This window comes from Streptomyces sp. NL15-2K (genome assembly GCF_030551255.1).
Classification (GTDB): Bacteria; Actinomycetota; Actinomycetes; order Streptomycetales; family Streptomycetaceae; genus Streptomyces.
In genome coordinates this window covers 6,128,190-6,143,825 of record NZ_CP130630.1, presented here as the reverse complement: position 1 = coordinate 6,143,825, position 15,636 = coordinate 6,128,190, and the positions used below count along the sequence as shown (strand labels likewise).

The following is a 15,636-nucleotide window of genomic DNA, read 5'->3' as shown; positions in this document are numbered from 1 at the left end:
GAAAAAGGAGCACACCGATCAAGCGGGAGCCATGTAGCTGTGAAGGTGGTGAGGGCGGGCCGGGGGGCGGCCCGCCCTCACCAGGCGGGGCAGAGGGGGAGTTGCCCCGCGTCCATGGGCCGGTCCCGGTTACCCGGTGACCTCCTGCTTGGGCGTCGCGGCGGCGTCGTGCTTCGCCTTCCGCTCGGCACGCTTGAGTTCCCGCTCCTGCTTCACCCGGTCCTTCCTGGCCCGCTCGGCGGCCTCTTCCATGGCCTTCAGCTCGGCGCGGACGGAGTCGGCAGGACGGCGCTCCAGGACGGCGTCGTAGCGCAGGGCCAGCAGGTCCAGGGCCTGGGTGTCACTCTCCACGACCTCGGTCAGGATGGCCGTGCCGCTCGGCGGGACGTGCTGGACGAAGGCGCCGACGGCGGTGGTGGCCTGTTCGGCCCGCTTGTAGTCGCGGCCTCCACCGATCAGCGCGCCGACGCCCCAGCCCATCAGGATGCCGAGAGGGCCGCCGAGGATGCCGACCATCGAGCCGACCAGCCCGCCGACCGCGGTGCTCCTCCCCTCCTCGGTGTCCAATCCCTCGGGGAAACGCACCGTGCCGTCCTCCAGGCGCTCGATCAGGACGGCGGCACGGACCTCGGTCGTGGCCGGGCTGAGGTGCTTCAGGTCACTGAGCGCCTGGTAGGCGGCGGCACGATCGGCGAAACGCAGGGCGACGGCGTTCTCGTTAGTAGACATGATCTCTCCCTCGGTCGACAGACCCGCAACGGGCAATGTGTCTGACAGTGGAAGCCGCGGTGCCGGCTTCGGCGGGACTTCCACCCTCATCTGTGAGACAGTATGTATCGAAGAAGGGTTGTGAGTCAATACGTCTCACAGATTGCCACGAGAGAAAAAGGTGCCCAGATGCCCCGGCCCAACGACGACCCCCGCGCCCTGCGCAGCCGCGCCGCCGCCCTGGCCGCCGCCACCGAACTCCTCGTCGAAGGCGGCCCCGAAAACGTCACCCACGCCACCGTCGCCCAACGGGCCGGAATCGGCCGCGCCACCGTCTACCGACACTGGCCCGACCAGCAGACCCTCCTCATCGACGCACTCGCCAACGACGTCCGCCCCCTGCTCACCTTCGACGACAGCCCTGTCCGCGACCAACTGATGACCCAGCTGGAACAGATGATCCATCGATTCAACCAACCGGCCGCCGTGTCGGTCCTCATCACGATCATTCAGCGGGCGGAGCGGGACGAGGGCGCACGGCGCATCCGCGAGGAGATCTTCGGCCAGGCCGACGAGGGCTTCACCCGCGCGCTCGCCACCGCCGTCGAACGCGGTGAACTGCGCCCCGGGGTTCAGGAGCACGCCAGAGATCTCATCGCCCACATCGTCGGCCCCCTGCTCTTCCAACGCTTCCTGATCGGCGTACACCTCGACAAAGACCTGGTGGTCAGCCTGGTCGACGCCGCGCTCGCACCCTGGCTCCCGAACGCGTGACCGTCCGACGGGGTCCGGTGCCGTCCGATGCTGTCCGGTGCTGTCCGGTGCCGTCCGACGCGATCCGGTGCCGGACGGCGCACCTTCGCCCTCACGGCTCAAAGCGGTGAGGGTGGACCTGGTCGGCCCACCCTCACCATCCGGGACAGGGGGGGTGTCCGTCCCGGGTCTGCGGCGCCCGCCCCTGCTACGCGGCGATCTCGCCGACCGCCTCCTCCATGGCCTCCGGCGCCCCGCGTGCGGGGTCGGCCGGGCGGCGCTCCAGGACGGCGCCGTACCACAGCGCCAGCAGGTCCAGGGTCTCGGTATCGACTTCGCCGACCTCGGCGAGGATGACCGCGCCGTCGGGCGGGGGCTGTGCGGGGAAGGCGTCGGCGGCGCCGTCGGCCCGGGTGGCCCGCCGGTAGCCGTGGCGTCCCCCGATCGGCGTTCCGGTGCCCAGGGTCGCCGTGGTCCGTCCGTAGCGCGGGCTGCGGGTGTCGGCCGCCGCGTTCCACTCCACCCCACCGTCGATGCCGTCGGTGACGCGCACCGCGCCGTCCTCAAAACGGTCGATCAGGGCGGCGTCGCGAACCTCGGCGTTCGCGGAACTGAGGTTCCTCAGGCCGCCCAGCGCCTGGTAGGCGGCGGCGCGGTCGGTGAAGCGGAGCGTGATGACGTTCTCGTTCATGGGCATGAGTCGTCTCCTCGGGCCTGTGGCAGACCCACGACGGACCTGCGCCTGACGCATCGGAAGGCGGGTTTCCCACCACCTGTGAGACAGTATGTATCGCAGAGAAGTGTGAGTCAAACAGTCTCAGAAGCTTCCCCGGAAGAGGTGCACCAGATGCCCCGAACCCACCAGGACCCCCGCGCCCTGCGCAGCCGCGCCGCCGCCCTGGCCGCCGCCACCGAACTCCTCGTCGAAGGCGGCCCCGAAAACGTCACCCACGCCACCGTCGCCCAACGGGCCGGAATCGGCCGCGCCACCGTCTACCGACACTGGCCCGACCAGCAGACCCTCCTCATCGACGCACTCGCCAACGACGTCCGCCCCCTGCTCACCTTCGACAACAGCCCCGTCCGCGACCAACTGGTCACCCAGCTCCAACGGCAGACCGACTGGCTCAACCGACCCGTCTCCGCATCGGTCATCGCCACCGTCATCGAACGGGCCGAGCGCGACGAGGACGCACGGCGCATCCGCGAGGACATGTTCGGCCGGGAGGACCAGCACTTCACGGAGGCGCTCACGGCCGCCGTGCAACGCGGCGAACTGCGCACCGGCGTCCAGGCACACGCCAGGGAACTCATCTCCCGCATCATCGGGCCCTTGTTCTTCCGGCGCTCCATGCTCGGCGAACGGCTCGACAAGGACACCGTCACAGGCGAGGTCGACACCGCACTCGCCCCCTGGCTGCCGAACACGTGACAGACCCCCAGGGAGCCCGATCAGTCGGCTAGCGCACCAGGCAGGGCCGCTTGCTGTCGAACTCCCAGCCGGGGATGAGGTGTTGCATGGTGACGGCATCGTCGCGTGCCCCCAGCGCCTTCTCCCGATAGAGGTCGTGGGCCGCGAGGAGCCGGTCCATGTCGAGGCGGACGCCCAGCCCCGGGCCGTCCGGGACGGCGATCTCGCCCCCGACGATGCGCGGTGGGGCGGTGGTGAGCCGTTCCAGCCCTTCCTGCCAGATCCAGTGGGTGTCCAGGGCGTTGTACTCGCCCGGGGCCGCGGCGCCGCAGTGGGTCACCATGGCCAGGGAGATGTCGAAGTGGTTGTTGGAGTGGCAGCCCCAGGTCAGGCCCATCGCGTTGCACAGCTGCGCCACGCGCACAGAGCCCTGCATGGTCCAGAAGTGGGGGTCGGCCAGCGGGATGGAGACCGACTGGAGGGCCAGGGCGTGGGTCATCTGGCGCCAGTCGGTGGCGATCATGTTGGTCGCGGTGGGGAGGCCGGTGGCGCGGCGGAACTCGGCGAGGATCTCCCGTCCGGAGTAGCCGCCTTCGGCTCCGCAGGGGTCCTCGGCGTAGGCGAGCGTGCCGACCAGGGGCCGGCACAGCTCGACCGCCTCGCGCAGTGACCACGCGCCGTTCGGGTCGAGGGTGATCCGGGCCTCGGGGAAGCGGTCCTTGAGGGCGCGTACGGCCGCCACCTCCTCGGCACCCTCCAGTACGCCCCCCTTGAGCTTGAAGTCCCGGAACCCGTAGAGGTCGTAGGCCGCCTCGGCCTGACGGACGATCGCCTCCGGCGACAGTGCCTCCTCGTGCCGGAGCCGGTACCACTCCACAGGCGAGTCGGGTTCGCGGACGTACTCCAGGTCGGTCCGGTCCGGGTCGCCGACGTAGAACAGGTAGCCCAGTACCCGTACGGAGTCCCGCTGTTGGCCGTCGCCCAGGAGCGCGGCGACGGGCACGTCGAGGTGCTGCCCGAGGAGGTCGAGCAGCGCCGACTCGACGGCGGTGACCGTGTGGACGGTGGTCCGCAGGTCGAAGGTCTGGGCGCCCCGTCCGCCTGCGTCGCGGTCGGCGAACCGGTCGCCGATCTCGCGCAGGACTCGCTTGTAGTCACCCACCTTCGCACCGAGGACGAGGGGTTCGGCGTCGCGGAGCGTCTGCGTGATCTTCTCCCCGCCGGGCACCTCCCCCAGCCCGGTACGTCCCTCGGAGTCGGTGAGGACGACGACGTTGCGGGTGAAGTAGGGGCCGTGCGCGCCGGAGAGGTTCAGTTCCATGCTGTCCCGGCCGGCGACGGGATAGACGGCGAACGCGGTGACGGTCGGCTGACTGCTCATGATGGTCCAAGTCCTTTGTGTCATGGATGAGTCGAGTTACAGGCTGAGGACGTCGAGGGTCCACTCGGCCACCAGGACGCCCCCCAGGCCGAGCACGGCCAGCACCGTCGTATAGGTGGTACGGACCTTGATCGCTTCGATGACGGAGAGGTTGAAGTACTCCTTGAACAGCCAGAATCCCGGGTCGTTGACGTGGGAGCACGCGATGGAACCGCAGGCGACGGCCAGCACCATCATCTCCGGGTGGACCCCGCTGCCCGCCAGGAGCGGCAGCACCACGCCGGAGGCCGTGACGACGGCGACCGTCGCCGAGCCGAGCGCTATACGGAGGATGACGGCGACGAGCCAGGCAAGGACGATCGGCGAGATGGACCAGCCGTCCGTGGCGTCCTTGATGTAGTCGGAGATCCCGCCTTCCACGAGGACGTTCTTGAAGGCCCCGCCGGCGCCGATCACCAGAAGGATCATCGCCATCGCCTGGGCCGCCGAGGTGCAGGAGGCGCCGACGTCCTCCAGGCTCCGGCCGATCCGCGGCCCGAACGCCCAGACCGCCAGGCACAGCGTCAGCAGCAGCGCGATCGGTGCCGAGCCGATGAAGGCGACGAAGTGCAGGAACGGGCTCTCGGTGGAGGTGGCCATGTCGGTCACGGCGGCGGCCACGATCAGCACCACGGGGAAGAGCGCCACGAACAGCGACCAGCCCAGTCCCGGCATCTCCTCGTCGGTGAACTCGCGGTCGCTGACCAGGCCCTTGGGGATGGAGGGGTTCATCGCCTTGATGAACGGAAGGCGCGGCCACGTCAGGGCGATGAGCGCGCCGGCGGGCACGGCGATGAACAGACAGTAGAAGAGCGTCAGCCCGACGGAGGCGTGGAAGGTCGCGGCGACGGCGGTGGGGCCGGGGTGCGGCGGCAGGAAACTGTGCATGGTGGACAGGGCGATGGACATCGGCAGGCCGACCCACAGCAGCTTCGCTCCGGTGACCCTGACCAGCGTGAACGCGATCGGCACGATGATGATGAAAGCGACCTCGTAGAACATGGTCACGCCGATCAGCATGGCCGTGACCACCATGGCCACCTGGACCCACCGCGGGCCGAAGGCGTCGAGGAGCTTGCCGGCTATCCGCTGTGCGGCGCCGGAGTCGCCCATGACACGGCCGACCATGGCGCCGAGTCCGATGGTGAGCATGGTGTCACCGATCTGGTCCCCGATGCCTTCGGAGAGGACGTCGGGGATGGTGGCCACCGGGATTCCCCGGACCAGTGCGACGCCGACCGCCACGAGCAGGAGGGCCGCGAAGCCGTTGAGCCTCAGCCTGGTCATGAGGAGAAGCAGGATCAGAACGCTGATCCCGACTACGAGGAGAGGCATGGCAGTTCCCCTTTGGTCCGGTCCGGGGCATCGGTCATCCTGCGGGCACGACGCGCCGCACCCGCGGGTTCGTCGGGCGGGCACGACGCGCACCCGCGAGGTTCATCGGGCGGGCACGAGAGGCGCCCCGGTTCGTCAAGCGGGGCGTCGTACGGTGCCGACCAGGCTCAGGCCGTGGTCCAGCACCTTCTCCAGGTCGGCGAGGTCGACCGGGCCGGGGTCGGTGAGCGGGGCGCGCACCGGGCCGACCGGGAAGCCGCGCAGCCGGGCGGCGGCCTTGACCAGGGAGACGGCGTAGCCCGGCACCCGGTCACGTAGTTCGACCAGCGGGACGTAGAACTCGCGCAGGAGCGTGGTCACGCCCGCGTCGTCCCCGTCCCGCAGCGCGGTGAAGAAGGCGTTCGCTATCTCGGGTGCGAAGGCGTGGACGGCGGAGGAGTAGGCGGGGACGCCGACCGTGGCGTAGGCGCGGGCCTGGATCTCGGCGGTGGCGGCGCCGTTGAAGAAGAGGAAGCCGTCGGGCGCGGCGAGCGTGAGGCGCTGGAGCCGGTCGAGGTCGCTGTGGCCGTCCTTCAGGCCGATGACGGTGGGGATCCGCGCGATCCGGCGCAGGCCGTCGGCGGTGAAGGCGACCTGGCCGCGCTGGTACGCGATGAGTGGCAGCCGGGTGCCTTCGGCGATCCGGCGCAGCTGTTCCACCAGACCGTCCTGCGGGGCCCCGACCAGGTAGTGGGGCAGTACCAGCGCGGCGTCGGCGCCGGCTTCCTCCGCGATACGGGCGAAGCGCAGCGCCTGCGCCCAGCCGTAGCCGATGCCCGCGACCACCGGCAACCGTCCGTCGGCGACCTCGACCGTGGTCCGCACGACCGCCCGGTACTCGTCCTCGTCCAGCGAGAAGAACTCTCCGGTCCCGCAGGCCGGGAACACCGCGCCGGGTGCGGTGGCCAACCGGACGGCCAGGTAGGCCCGGTAGGCGTCCAGGTCGAGGCCGCCGTCGTCCCGGAAGTTCGTGAGGGGGAAGGACAGCACCCCGCTCGCCATTCCGTCACGGAGTCGCTGAGCGACCCCCGCGACCCCTGCGGCCTCCGCGCTGATACCTGTCATGTCGCATCCCTGTATGCAGATGGCGTCTACGTATGCAGATGGAGGTTAGATTGGTGAACGGGGTGGGTCAACGGGTGGGCAGCCTCGGATTGACGCGGATTTACGATGGGCCCATGTCGGAGGGGAGAGGTGTCCGCGGTGTGAAGTCGGCGGCCCGGACCGTCGCGCTGCTGGAACTGCTCGCCGCGCGGGGCGAGCAGCCCTCGCGACTGGACCAGCTCGCGGAGGACCTGGGCGTGCCGCGCAGCAGCATGTACCAGCTGCTCCAGACCCTCGTCGACTGCGGATGGGTCCGCACCGACGCCACCGGCTCCCTCTACGGCATCGGGATCCGCGCCCTGCTCACCGGCACCAGCTATCTCGACGGCGACCGGCGCATCCGTGCGGTCCGGCCGTACCTCGACGAGGCGTCGGACGCGCTCGGCGAGACGATCCACATGGCACGGCTCGACGGCCCGGACGTCGTCTACCTCGCCACCCGCGAGTCCCACGAGTACCTGCGCACCATCAGCCGTGTCGGCCGCCGCGTCCCCGCCCATGCCGGCGCCCTCGGCAAGGCGCTGCTCGCCGAGCGCCCCGACGACGAACTGCCGATCGGGGACGGGCCGTTGACGGCCCTCACGGAGAACACGCGCACCGACCGTGCCGCACTGCTCGCCGACCTGGCCCAGGTGCGCGAGCGCGGCTACTCCATCGACCGCGAGGAGACGGTGACCGGCATCGCCGGCTTCGGCTTCGCCCTGCGGTACGACGCACCGGCCACCGACGCCATGAGCTGCTCGGTCCCGGTGGCCCGGCTGACCCGGGAACACGAGGTCCGCATCGTCTCCGTGATGCGGGAGGTACGAGCGAAGATCGAAGCCCATCTGCCGCCAGTCCCGGGCATACCCGACTGGCGCTGAGGCCGCGGGTACGCCCGGGGCCTCGTCGGCGAGAGCCGAGAAGCAGCGGTCACGCTCCGGCCGCTCCGGGCCGCCCGCTTCGGGGCCGGTAGGGCCTGTTGCGAAAGTCCCGTCGTCCGCCCGGAGGGCGGGCCCCGCGCCCGCCGCGATGGGGGTCCCCCCGCTCGAGCGAAGCCGAGAGTGGGGGAGGCTGATGTCCGCGTAGGTGCGTACTCTCGGCGTGCCGGGCGCAGGCCCTCGTACTGGTTGTACGTGGGCCTGCGCCCGGTGCGGCGAGTGGGGGCCCCTCCCACGCCTTTAAGGCAGTGGGGGAGCGTGCATGGCGTCGCGGGGCAGGCGGGACTTTCGCAACAGGCCCTAGCGCGCGGTCAGTGGAACAGAGCTGTGAGCAGGTCGTCGCCGATGCGGCGTACCCGTTCCAGCTTCAGCTGGTAGTAGGCACGCCGGCCGTCGCGTTCCACCGTGACGAGGCCGGCGTCGCGCAGCCGGGCGAGGTGGCGGGAGACCTGGGGCAGGGACGTGGCCAGAGCCTCCAGGGCAGCGCCTTCCCTCTGCGCAAGGACGGCGATCCGAAGCTCCTGAAGGACCACCTCCCCTTCGCGTGAGGCCGACGACAGTCATTCCTCCTCGGCGCGGATCGTCTCCCTGACGACGATGGTGATGACGCGGTCCCGGTCGGTGGTCGTTTCCCCGGTCTCGGGCAGCTCCGCGCGCAGGGTGCGGACAAGCTCGGTCAGGTCCGTGTCCTTCCGCGCGTTCCTGCGGTCGGTGTAGATCGTCCACGCGAGGCCGGCCACGCTGACGACCAGGCTGCCGAGAGCGACGGGATCCAGGTAGTCGCCGGGGCGTCGTCCTTCGGCGCTGGCGTAGAGCCCCGCTTCGACTTCGTCGACGATGTCGGGCCGGTCGAACTCGGCTGCCAGGACCTCGGCCGCGGCTCGGGCGGTACGCGCAACCTGGTCGTTCACAGTTCCTCCGTGGTTCGCCGACGGGTGCCTGAGCCCGGCCATCGTATAGAGCGCGGATCTGGGTGCTTCCCGGATGTCGCGGCCACGGTCACCGGTCCAGCCGCGCGAGCCGTCGCAGTTCGGCGCGGCTGTCTTCGGCCTCCGCGCGCCTGCCCAGCCTGCGGAACAGTCCGTACGCCTGCTTGTGCCGGACGCGAGCGCCGTCCAGGTCGCCCAGGTCGAACGCGGTCCGCCCGAGCGCGTCGTGGACCATCGCCGTACGGTATCCGTCGTTCAACGACTCGAAGCCCTCCAGCGCCTGCCGGTACCATGCCTCGGCCTCCGCCAGGCGTCCACGGTCGCGGCAGACCCCTCCGAGCCGGAAGTTGTTCCAGGCAGTGTCGCGCGGGGCGTCGACCTGCTCCAGGACGCCCCGGGCGCGGCGGTACCAGTCCTCGGCGTCGGCCAGGCGCAGTTCGGCGGAGGCGATGTCACCCAGGTTGCCGTAGATCTCGGCCATCCGGCCACGGGCCCCGTACTCGGTGTAGCGGGCCAGGGCCCGGACGTACCAGCGGCGGGCCCCGCGCAGGTCTCCCTTCCTCAGGGTCACCGAGCCCAGATCGGCGAGGGCTGTCGCGATGGCCCGAGGATCTCCTACGGACTCGGCTACGGCCAACGCCTGTCGCAGGTATGTGTCCGCCACGTCCCACCGCTTCTGCTGGGAGGCGATGACGCTCAGCTCACCGAGGATCTCGCCGCGGATCGACTGCTCTTCGGCGAACACGAAGGGCTCGAAAGGGATCTGCAGGACGTCCTCGTCGTGATCGGTCCAGGTACCGGGATCGCCAGCGAGGGCGAGAGCCTGGCGAGCATGCTGCTCGGCGTCGGTGAGGTTCGCCCGTTCCCGGGAGATCCGCGCCAGCTCGTGGTGCACGGAGAGCAGGCGCCGCTGCCGCCGGGGGGACACAGGCCGGCGCTCGAGGAGCCGGACCACCTTGCGGCAGGCGCGCACCAGTGCCCCCGCCTGATCGGGCGCCGGTGTGTAGTGGTGGCGTACGGCGAACCACACCATCCCGTCCAGGCCGCCCGGGCGGAACGGCCAGGTGAGGGTGGCGTCCGGCTCGGTTTCGTCCAGCTCGGTTTCGTCCAGCCTTGCCCGGAAGCGGGCCGTCATGCCGACGATCGAGCCTGCGAGGCCGATCCGGTCGAAGAACGCCCGCAGAGGGAGCAGTTCTGCTTCCGCCCCCGACCACAGTCTGAGCTCGCGCAGTACGGAGAAGGACTGCGTCATGCCGACCATGGCTGCCTGGTCGTCGATCAGCGCATGCCCGGTGATCGCTCCCGACTCACCGAGGAACCGCACAGCGGGGTTGGGCTCGTGCTGTGCCAGTTCCCGTATGGCCTGCTCCCGTTCCACTCGAAAACGGTCGTCGTCGCCGGTCTCGGCACGCCACCGCTCCGCGAGAAAGGCGGACAGGGCCGGGTGCTTCGCGTACCGGCCACCCCCCAGGTCCTCCAACAGGCCCACGGCGGCGGCCCGTTCGAGAACGTCCGCCCAGGTGGCCGCGGTCACCCCGGCGAACCGCCCGGACCGCGTGGCGGACAGCCGGGTCAGCACCTCCGCCGTCACCGTCCTGGGCAGCAGGCAGACCGCGGTGAGGAACCGGGCGACATCGGCCGGCAGGTGGCGGAAGGAGTGGGCGACGTCCGCGGTGAGAGCCGGGGGCAGCCGCGGTTCCGAGCGCGGGGTCTCTCCGCGCAACAGCTCCAGTACGGCCCAGGGTTCGGCGGTCGTGAGCAGCGGCCGGATCTCGCGCAGTGCGAGTGGATGACCCGCGAGTTCCCGCTCGACGACGTCCGCCTCCTCCGGGGGCGTCCGGCCGTCGTCCAGGGACCGTGTGTACTGCCGGGCCTCGTCGTCGGGCAGCGGCGGGACCCGGACCCGTCGTATGTCGCCGAGCCAGGTCTCGTGCGTCCGGCTGGTGAGCAGAACGGTGCTCCGGCCTTCGTCGGCGATGTCACGGACGAGCGCGGCCAGGTGCCGACGGTCGGCTTCGGACCATGCCGTGTCCGGGCCGGGCATCGTCCCGACGGTCTCGAAGCCGTCCCACACCAACAGGATCCGGCGGGTCAGCAGCAGGCCGCGCACATGCGCGTGCCATTGCTCGCGCGTGCTGAAGCCGGACGTGGAAGGGGCGGGGGCGATCTGGCGGCCTATGTGGTCCAGCAGGTCCCGGAAGCTCTGTGGGCCCCGGGTGAACGAGGTCTCGACCACCCAGCGCGGGTCGTCGACCCCGCCGGTGTCGCGCCACCATCGGCTGAAGGCCGCCGCGGCGGCGGACTTGCCGATTCCGCCCATGCCGTGGAGCAGCAGTACCCGATGGCGGCGAGCGGCCAGTTCCAGGGACAGGAACACGTCGTCGCGGCCGATCAGCGGATCCTCTCCAGGCGGCGGACCGCTTCCGGCGTGCCGCGCGGACGGTTCGCGCCGTGCGGATGGTTCGCGCCGTGCGGATGGTTCGCGCCGTGCGGATGGTTCGCGCCGCGCGGACGGTTCGCGCCGCGCAGGTGGTTCCCGCCCCGCGGACAGTTCACCTCGCATGGACAGTTCGCGCCGTGCGGACAGCTTCGGAAACCGCGCCTCACGCCGCAGATAGTGCACGGGAATCAGCCAGTTGCCGGCCGGCGGCGGGGACTCCCCGTGGTGCGAGGCGGCATCCTCCCAGAGACGTCGGCGCCCGGCGCGCACGGCGAGCGTCACGTCGTCTCCGGCGAGGAGCCGTTCGTAGAAGGACGCCGTGAACTCGGCCGCCGCGGTCACCTTCATGCGGTAACCCATGGCCACCACGGACGGCGTGCCCTCCAGGGACAGCCGCGCGGCAAGCGACGTTTCGAGGTGCGCGCCCACCGCCCCCGACTCGCACGCGTTGAGCACCACGACCGGCACTCCGGCCGCCGCGACGACCTGCGCGAGGCGCGACACGGTCACCCGGTGCGGGCCGCCCCGGTCCGTCTCCAGCAGCAGCGTCCCGCCGTCCACCGTCAGTTCCCCGTGCACGTCGAAATGGAGCACGCTGAACGGCCTGCCCTGGTCACGCGCCTCCGTCAGCCGCTGCTCCAGCGCCCGAAGCGTCGGCGGCCGCAGGACGGTCAGCTCCGCCGATGCGGACACCCCTGTGACGCACTCCTGCAGGGGCTTGGCGATGGAGCGGTAGCGCACGTCCGCCGTGCCGGCCGGGCGGCCGATCACCAGCAGCAGGCGCAACCGTTCGGCTGGAAGGGCGACTTCGTCCAGCTCGGCACCGGGCAGACACCGCGTCACGCCTCGCGCGGCCGTGGCCAGCGGGGCGTCGGCTTCCGGAGCGCGCAGCAGTTCCCACGGCAGGTCGAGCACAGTCACGTCGTCCGAACGCACGACGAACTCGCAGCCCGCCGTACCGGCCAGTGCCCGTGCCGCTGTCGCGCGCTCGTGCCCCAGCAGCGCTTCGTACAACCGGTGTCCCAGGTCCGCAAGGCGCCCCTCCACGAGCTCCGCCCGCGCGGCATCGCCGCCGGACGGCCGGTCGGGGCGGTCCTCCACATACCAGCGCAGGTGCTGCCGGTCCTGCGGGCCGAGGGGGGAGGCGAAGGCGAACGGCCCGGTGCGCTCGGTCACGCCGGACCGGCAGCACGTCAGGCTGACCTCGTCGGGGCCTGCGAAGTCGGCGATCACACGGTCGGGCATGATCAGGACGCGCCCGCCGCTTTCCGCAGCTTCTCGCGGGCCGCCGCGGCGATGTCCGCAGAGCCGTGCCTGACGGCGTACTCCCAGGCCCGGCGCGCTTCGCGCACATCGCCGAGAACACTCAGCACGGTGCCCAGCATGTCCGCGGCCACTGGCGCGCACGTCGGATCACCGGTGTCCATGGCCTGCTGGTACGCCGCGACGGCCCGGCGGAGGTCCTGCCGCCGCACGAGGAGGTCCCCCAGCCGGACCGCCGACCAGGCGACGTGCTCGGGATGCCCGGACGCCATCGCCCGGCGGTAGGCGACCTCGGCGCCGTCGAGGTCGCCCTGCTCCTCCAGCAGCAGGCCCAGCGCATCCGCCGCGTTGGGAGCGTGGTCGGGATGGCCGGAGTCGATCACCTTCTGGTAGAGCTCACGCGCCTTGCGCACCTCACCGCCCCGCTCGTGCTCGAAGGCGCGCCGCATGAACTCGGCGGCGGCCAGTGACTCCTCCGTCCCCTGCGCACGGGCCCGGCTCACCGCGATCTTCACATTGCTCGCGCGGATCATGGCGTCCTTCGACAGGGACGGATCGGCCTGGTCCAGGTCGAGCAGTTCGAACAGAGCCGCTTCCTGCGCGCCTCCGAGCGAGGGATCGACCGCCGCTTTCAGCAGGAACATGCTCGCGATGAGCGCCACCGCCGGATCGCCCTTGGCCCTGGCACGCCGCCACATCCGGCGCGCCCGGCGGACCTGCCCCATACGGGCGTACGCCACTCCCAGTGTGATCGACGACAGCGCCGCGGTCCTGGGATCCTTCGAGCGGGCCGCCCTTCGATAGGCCACCGCCGCACCCGGCCAGTCCCGGTCATGGAGGAGTTGGTTGCCGATCCGCATCATCTCGACATCGTCGTCGGTGCCGTCACCCCGGGACCACAGCCCCATGTGATCCTCCCCCCTGCTCCATGACAGGAGACCAGTTCTCAGGCTAGCGGACCGATCCCTGCCCGCCCAGGGCGAACTCCCATGCCACAAGGCGCCGTTGCCCCTCCCGCACCGCTGGGTACAGACCAACCATGACCACGGACAGCCCCAGGGCCGCTCGGTACTTCCCGTTCCGAGACGGCCCGGACCCCGCCCGCATCGTCCACAACGCACCGGACACCGACCGCGCGGCCCAGTCCAGGGCCGTCCGACAGGCGTCGGCCCACGACCGCGCCCTGCTCGTGGCACGTCCCCTGTGGTGGTCCCCACTCCTCATCGTCGCCACCGTGGGCACCGGCTACTGGTGGGTGGGGGTGGCGGTGACGGCCGTGTGCGCGCTGGCGATCTGGTTGCTGGGCCGGGCCGCCCGACGCACCCGCGACGAGGTCCGGCTCGCCGACGGCACCATCGGGATACCGGTCCCCGACAGCCTCGCCGATGAGATCGTGGCCACGGGAAAGTCGATGCACCAGATGGGCCGGATCTGGTCCGCCGCCGGGCACGACGAGGTCCTGTTCAGGCGCGTCAAACCGTACGAACGGGAACTCGCGAAAATCGACGACCGCTACGTGTACCTCCTCCACGAAGCACGCCGGCTGTGGGTCGCGGACGACCTCCCGGCGTGGGCGGAGGCCGCACTGCAACTACCGGTCCTGGCCGACCGCGTACGTCCGCTCCTCGCTGCGATCCTCGCCCCGTGAACCAGGAGCGAGCAGGATCTCTGCCGCGGCCGCCGTCTCCGACTCAGTCCCCGTCGCCGTCGCCGTCCCCGACTCAGTCCCCTTCCCCGTCGCCGTCGCCGTCCCCGTCGCCGTCTCGGCGGGGGCAACCGCGCCGATCGCCGGGATGTGCCGCAGCAGCGTCGCCGCCAGGACCGCCGTCGCCAGCGCCAAGGCCCCACTCATGGTGGCCGCCGTCTGAAGCCCGGTGGTGAAGGCGTCCTTCGCGGTGGCCAGCAGCGAGGCACCGTCCGGGAGGTGTTCCGCGGCGGCGATCGCCGCGCCCATGGTGTCCTTGGCCGCGGCGGGGGCTTCGTCGGGGATCTCGCCACGGTAGACCGCGACCGCGAGGGTACCCGTGACCGCGATACCCAGGGCCAGGCCCAGGTCGTAGGCCGTCTGGCCGGTCGCCGCGGCGGCCCCGCCTTCTCCTCGGGTGCGGCGCCGACCGCCAGGACCGTGCCGAGGACGCTGATCGGGGCGACCCCGAACATGATCACGGTCAGCCCCAGCGAGGCGGTCAGGACGCCCTCCGACAGGGCGATCGCCGCGTAGCCGGTGAGGGAGAGCAGCAGGCCGCCGACCAGGACGTACGCCGGACGGATCCGGCGTGCGAGGACCGGCGTGAGCTGGGAGCCGACGATCAGCCCCGCCGCTCCGGGCAACAGCCACAGTCCGGCTTCCAGAGGCGACTGCCCCGCCACGGCCTGGAGGTACTGCGGGACGAGGTACTCGACGCCGTTGAGGGCCATCATCCCGAGCAGCAGGGTGAGTAGCGCCCCGGTGAAGGCCCGGTCGTGAAAGAGCCGCAGCTCCAGCAGCGGCGTGGCCAGCCGGTTCTGCCGGCGTACGAACGCGACAGTGCAGACCGTCCCGGCCGCGAAGGCGACAGCGGGCTCCCAGGCGGGGGCTCCCGACGCCAGGCTCTTGATCGCGTATACCACCGGCAGGACGGCCAGCAGGAACAGCCCGACGCTCGCCAGATCCATCGGTCCAGGGGCCGGGTCGCGGTACTCGGGCAGCAGCGCCCGGGCCGTGCCCAGCGCGAGCAGCATGATGGGCACGCCCATGAGGAAGACCGAGCCCCACCACCAGCTCGCCAGCATCACACCGCCGACGACCGGTCCGACGGCGAGGCCCACCGAGAGCGCGGTCACCCACATCGCGATGGCCGTGGCGCGCTGTCGCGGGTCGGTGAACATGTGGCTGATCAGGGAGAGCGTGGACGGAAGCACGGCCGCGCCGGCGATACCGAGCGAGGCGCTCGCCGGATACGAAGAGCTGCGGACCCGGCTCGCGGAGGAACTCGGTCTCGACCCGAGCCCCGAACTGGCCGGGCTGCAGCGGGCGATGCTCCGGCAGGACCCGGAGCTGGGCGCCACCGGTCAGGACCTTGCTCCTTTCCGCACCAGGACGCACATCCTCGCCCCGTTCAGCACGCTCGTCGGCCGGGAGGACGAGGTCGCCGCCGTACGCAAACTCCTCGGCAACCGGAGGGTCACTAACAGCGGACCGATTGGCTTGGGTTTCCTTGGTGTTGCTGTGATTCTTCCGGTCTCTTCGGGGCTCTTGCGGTTGCTGCGTGACCTTTCCGGGCGGGGTGCGTTGTGTAAGTGAGTTCGATGATCGGACAGCGGTTCTGGGTGGC

14 protein-coding genes and 1 pseudogene are annotated in these 15,636 nt (G+C 71.0%); 5 read left to right on the top strand and 10 right to left on the bottom strand.

The features are described from left to right. Nucleotides 1–129 precede the first annotated feature (129 nt). Nucleotides 130–729 carry a DUF456 domain-containing protein gene (locus Q4V64_RS27590; RefSeq protein WP_124444670.1) on the bottom strand — a complete coding sequence of 200 codons (600 nt, stop codon included), beginning with the start codon at nt 727–729 and terminating at the stop codon, nt 130–132. Between the two features lie 168 nt (nt 730–897). On the opposite strand from Q4V64_RS27590, the gene Q4V64_RS27585 reads away from it, so the two are divergent. Beyond that, nucleotides 898–1,482, top strand: a complete 585-nt coding sequence (locus tag Q4V64_RS27585; protein WP_124444669.1) for a TetR/AcrR family transcriptional regulator — start codon at nt 898–900, stop codon at nt 1,480–1,482. Nucleotides 1,483–1,669: 187 nt separating this feature from the next. Here Q4V64_RS27585 and Q4V64_RS27580 read toward each other — a convergent pair whose 3' ends face one another. Further along, nucleotides 1,670–2,158: a hypothetical protein gene (locus tag Q4V64_RS27580; protein ID WP_124444668.1), complete on the bottom strand. Its 489-nt coding sequence runs from the start codon at nt 2,156–2,158 to the stop codon at nt 1,670–1,672. A 150-nt stretch (nt 2,159–2,308) separates the two neighbouring features. Between Q4V64_RS27580 and Q4V64_RS27575 the strand changes: the two genes are divergently transcribed. Beyond that, nucleotides 2,309–2,893 (top strand): TetR/AcrR family transcriptional regulator, encoded by a 585-nt coding sequence (locus tag Q4V64_RS27575; RefSeq protein WP_124444667.1) that lies wholly within the window; start codon nt 2,309–2,311, stop codon nt 2,891–2,893. A gap of 28 nt (nt 2,894–2,921) precedes the next feature. On the opposite strand, the gene Q4V64_RS27570 is transcribed toward Q4V64_RS27575, so the two are convergent. From Q4V64_RS27570 to Q4V64_RS27560, 3 genes are all read right to left on the bottom strand, one after another. Further along, entirely contained in the window at nt 2,922–4,253 is a 1,332-nt protein-coding gene (locus Q4V64_RS27570) for an enolase C-terminal domain-like protein (RefSeq protein WP_124444666.1), read from the bottom strand. A 36-nt stretch (nt 4,254–4,289) separates the two neighbouring features. After that, a complete protein-coding gene (locus Q4V64_RS27565) occupies nt 4,290–5,627 on the bottom strand; it encodes a gluconate:H+ symporter (RefSeq protein ID WP_124444665.1) in 1,338 nt (445 codons plus the stop codon). A gap of 135 nt (nt 5,628–5,762) precedes the next feature. Next, on the bottom strand, nt 5,763–6,731 hold the full coding sequence (locus tag Q4V64_RS27560) for a 5-dehydro-4-deoxyglucarate dehydratase (RefSeq protein ID WP_124444664.1): 969 nt from the start codon (nt 6,729–6,731) through the stop codon (nt 5,763–5,765). A 113-nt stretch (nt 6,732–6,844) separates the two neighbouring features. Here Q4V64_RS27560 and Q4V64_RS27555 point away from each other — a divergent pair, with 113 nt between their 5' ends. Beyond that, on the top strand, nt 6,845–7,633 hold the full coding sequence (locus Q4V64_RS27555; RefSeq protein ID WP_124444663.1) for an IclR family transcriptional regulator: 789 nt from the start codon (nt 6,845–6,847) through the stop codon (nt 7,631–7,633). A gap of 368 nt (nt 7,634–8,001) precedes the next feature. Here Q4V64_RS27555 and Q4V64_RS27550 read toward each other — a convergent pair whose 3' ends face one another. The 4 genes from Q4V64_RS27550 to Q4V64_RS27535 all read right to left on the bottom strand — a co-directional run bounded on the left by Q4V64_RS27550 (nt 8,002) and on the right by Q4V64_RS27535 (nt 13,230). Then, nucleotides 8,002–8,223, bottom strand: coding sequence for an ArsR family transcriptional regulator (locus Q4V64_RS27550; RefSeq protein WP_253267411.1), 222 nt, complete (start codon nt 8,221–8,223; stop codon nt 8,002–8,004). A 27-nt stretch (nt 8,224–8,250) separates the two neighbouring features. Further along, nucleotides 8,251–8,601 (bottom strand): hypothetical protein, encoded by a 351-nt coding sequence (locus tag Q4V64_RS27545; protein WP_124444662.1) that lies wholly within the window; start codon nt 8,599–8,601, stop codon nt 8,251–8,253. An 88-nt stretch (nt 8,602–8,689) separates the two neighbouring features. Continuing rightward, the gene (locus tag Q4V64_RS27540; protein WP_124444661.1) at nt 8,690–12,304 is read right to left on the bottom strand and encodes a tetratricopeptide repeat protein; all 3,615 of its coding nucleotides are present in this window, start codon (nt 12,302–12,304) and stop codon (nt 8,690–8,692) included. A gap of 2 nt (nt 12,305–12,306) precedes the next feature. Then, nucleotides 12,307–13,230 carry a tetratricopeptide repeat protein gene (locus Q4V64_RS27535; RefSeq protein ID WP_124444660.1) on the bottom strand — a complete coding sequence of 308 codons (924 nt, stop codon included), beginning with the start codon at nt 13,228–13,230 and terminating at the stop codon, nt 12,307–12,309. A gap of 131 nt (nt 13,231–13,361) precedes the next feature. On the opposite strand from Q4V64_RS27535, the gene Q4V64_RS27530 reads away from it, so the two are divergent. Continuing rightward, a complete protein-coding gene (locus Q4V64_RS27530) occupies nt 13,362–13,970 on the top strand; it encodes a hypothetical protein (RefSeq protein ID WP_124444659.1) in 609 nt (202 codons plus the stop codon). Nucleotides 13,971–14,099: 129 nt separating this feature from the next. Here the strand turns inward: Q4V64_RS27530 and Q4V64_RS27520 are convergent. Beyond that, nucleotides 14,100–15,244: pseudogene (locus tag Q4V64_RS27520) on the bottom strand (MFS transporter); the annotation flags it as partial. Here Q4V64_RS27520 and Q4V64_RS27515 point away from each other — a divergent pair. Then, nucleotides 15,156–15,605 (top strand): BTAD domain-containing putative transcriptional regulator, encoded by a 450-nt coding sequence (locus Q4V64_RS27515; RefSeq protein ID WP_124444658.1) that lies wholly within the window; start codon nt 15,156–15,158, stop codon nt 15,603–15,605. The pseudogene Q4V64_RS27520 and the gene Q4V64_RS27515 sit on opposite strands and share 89 nt — an antisense overlap. Nucleotides 15,606–15,636: the final 31 nt, after the last annotated feature.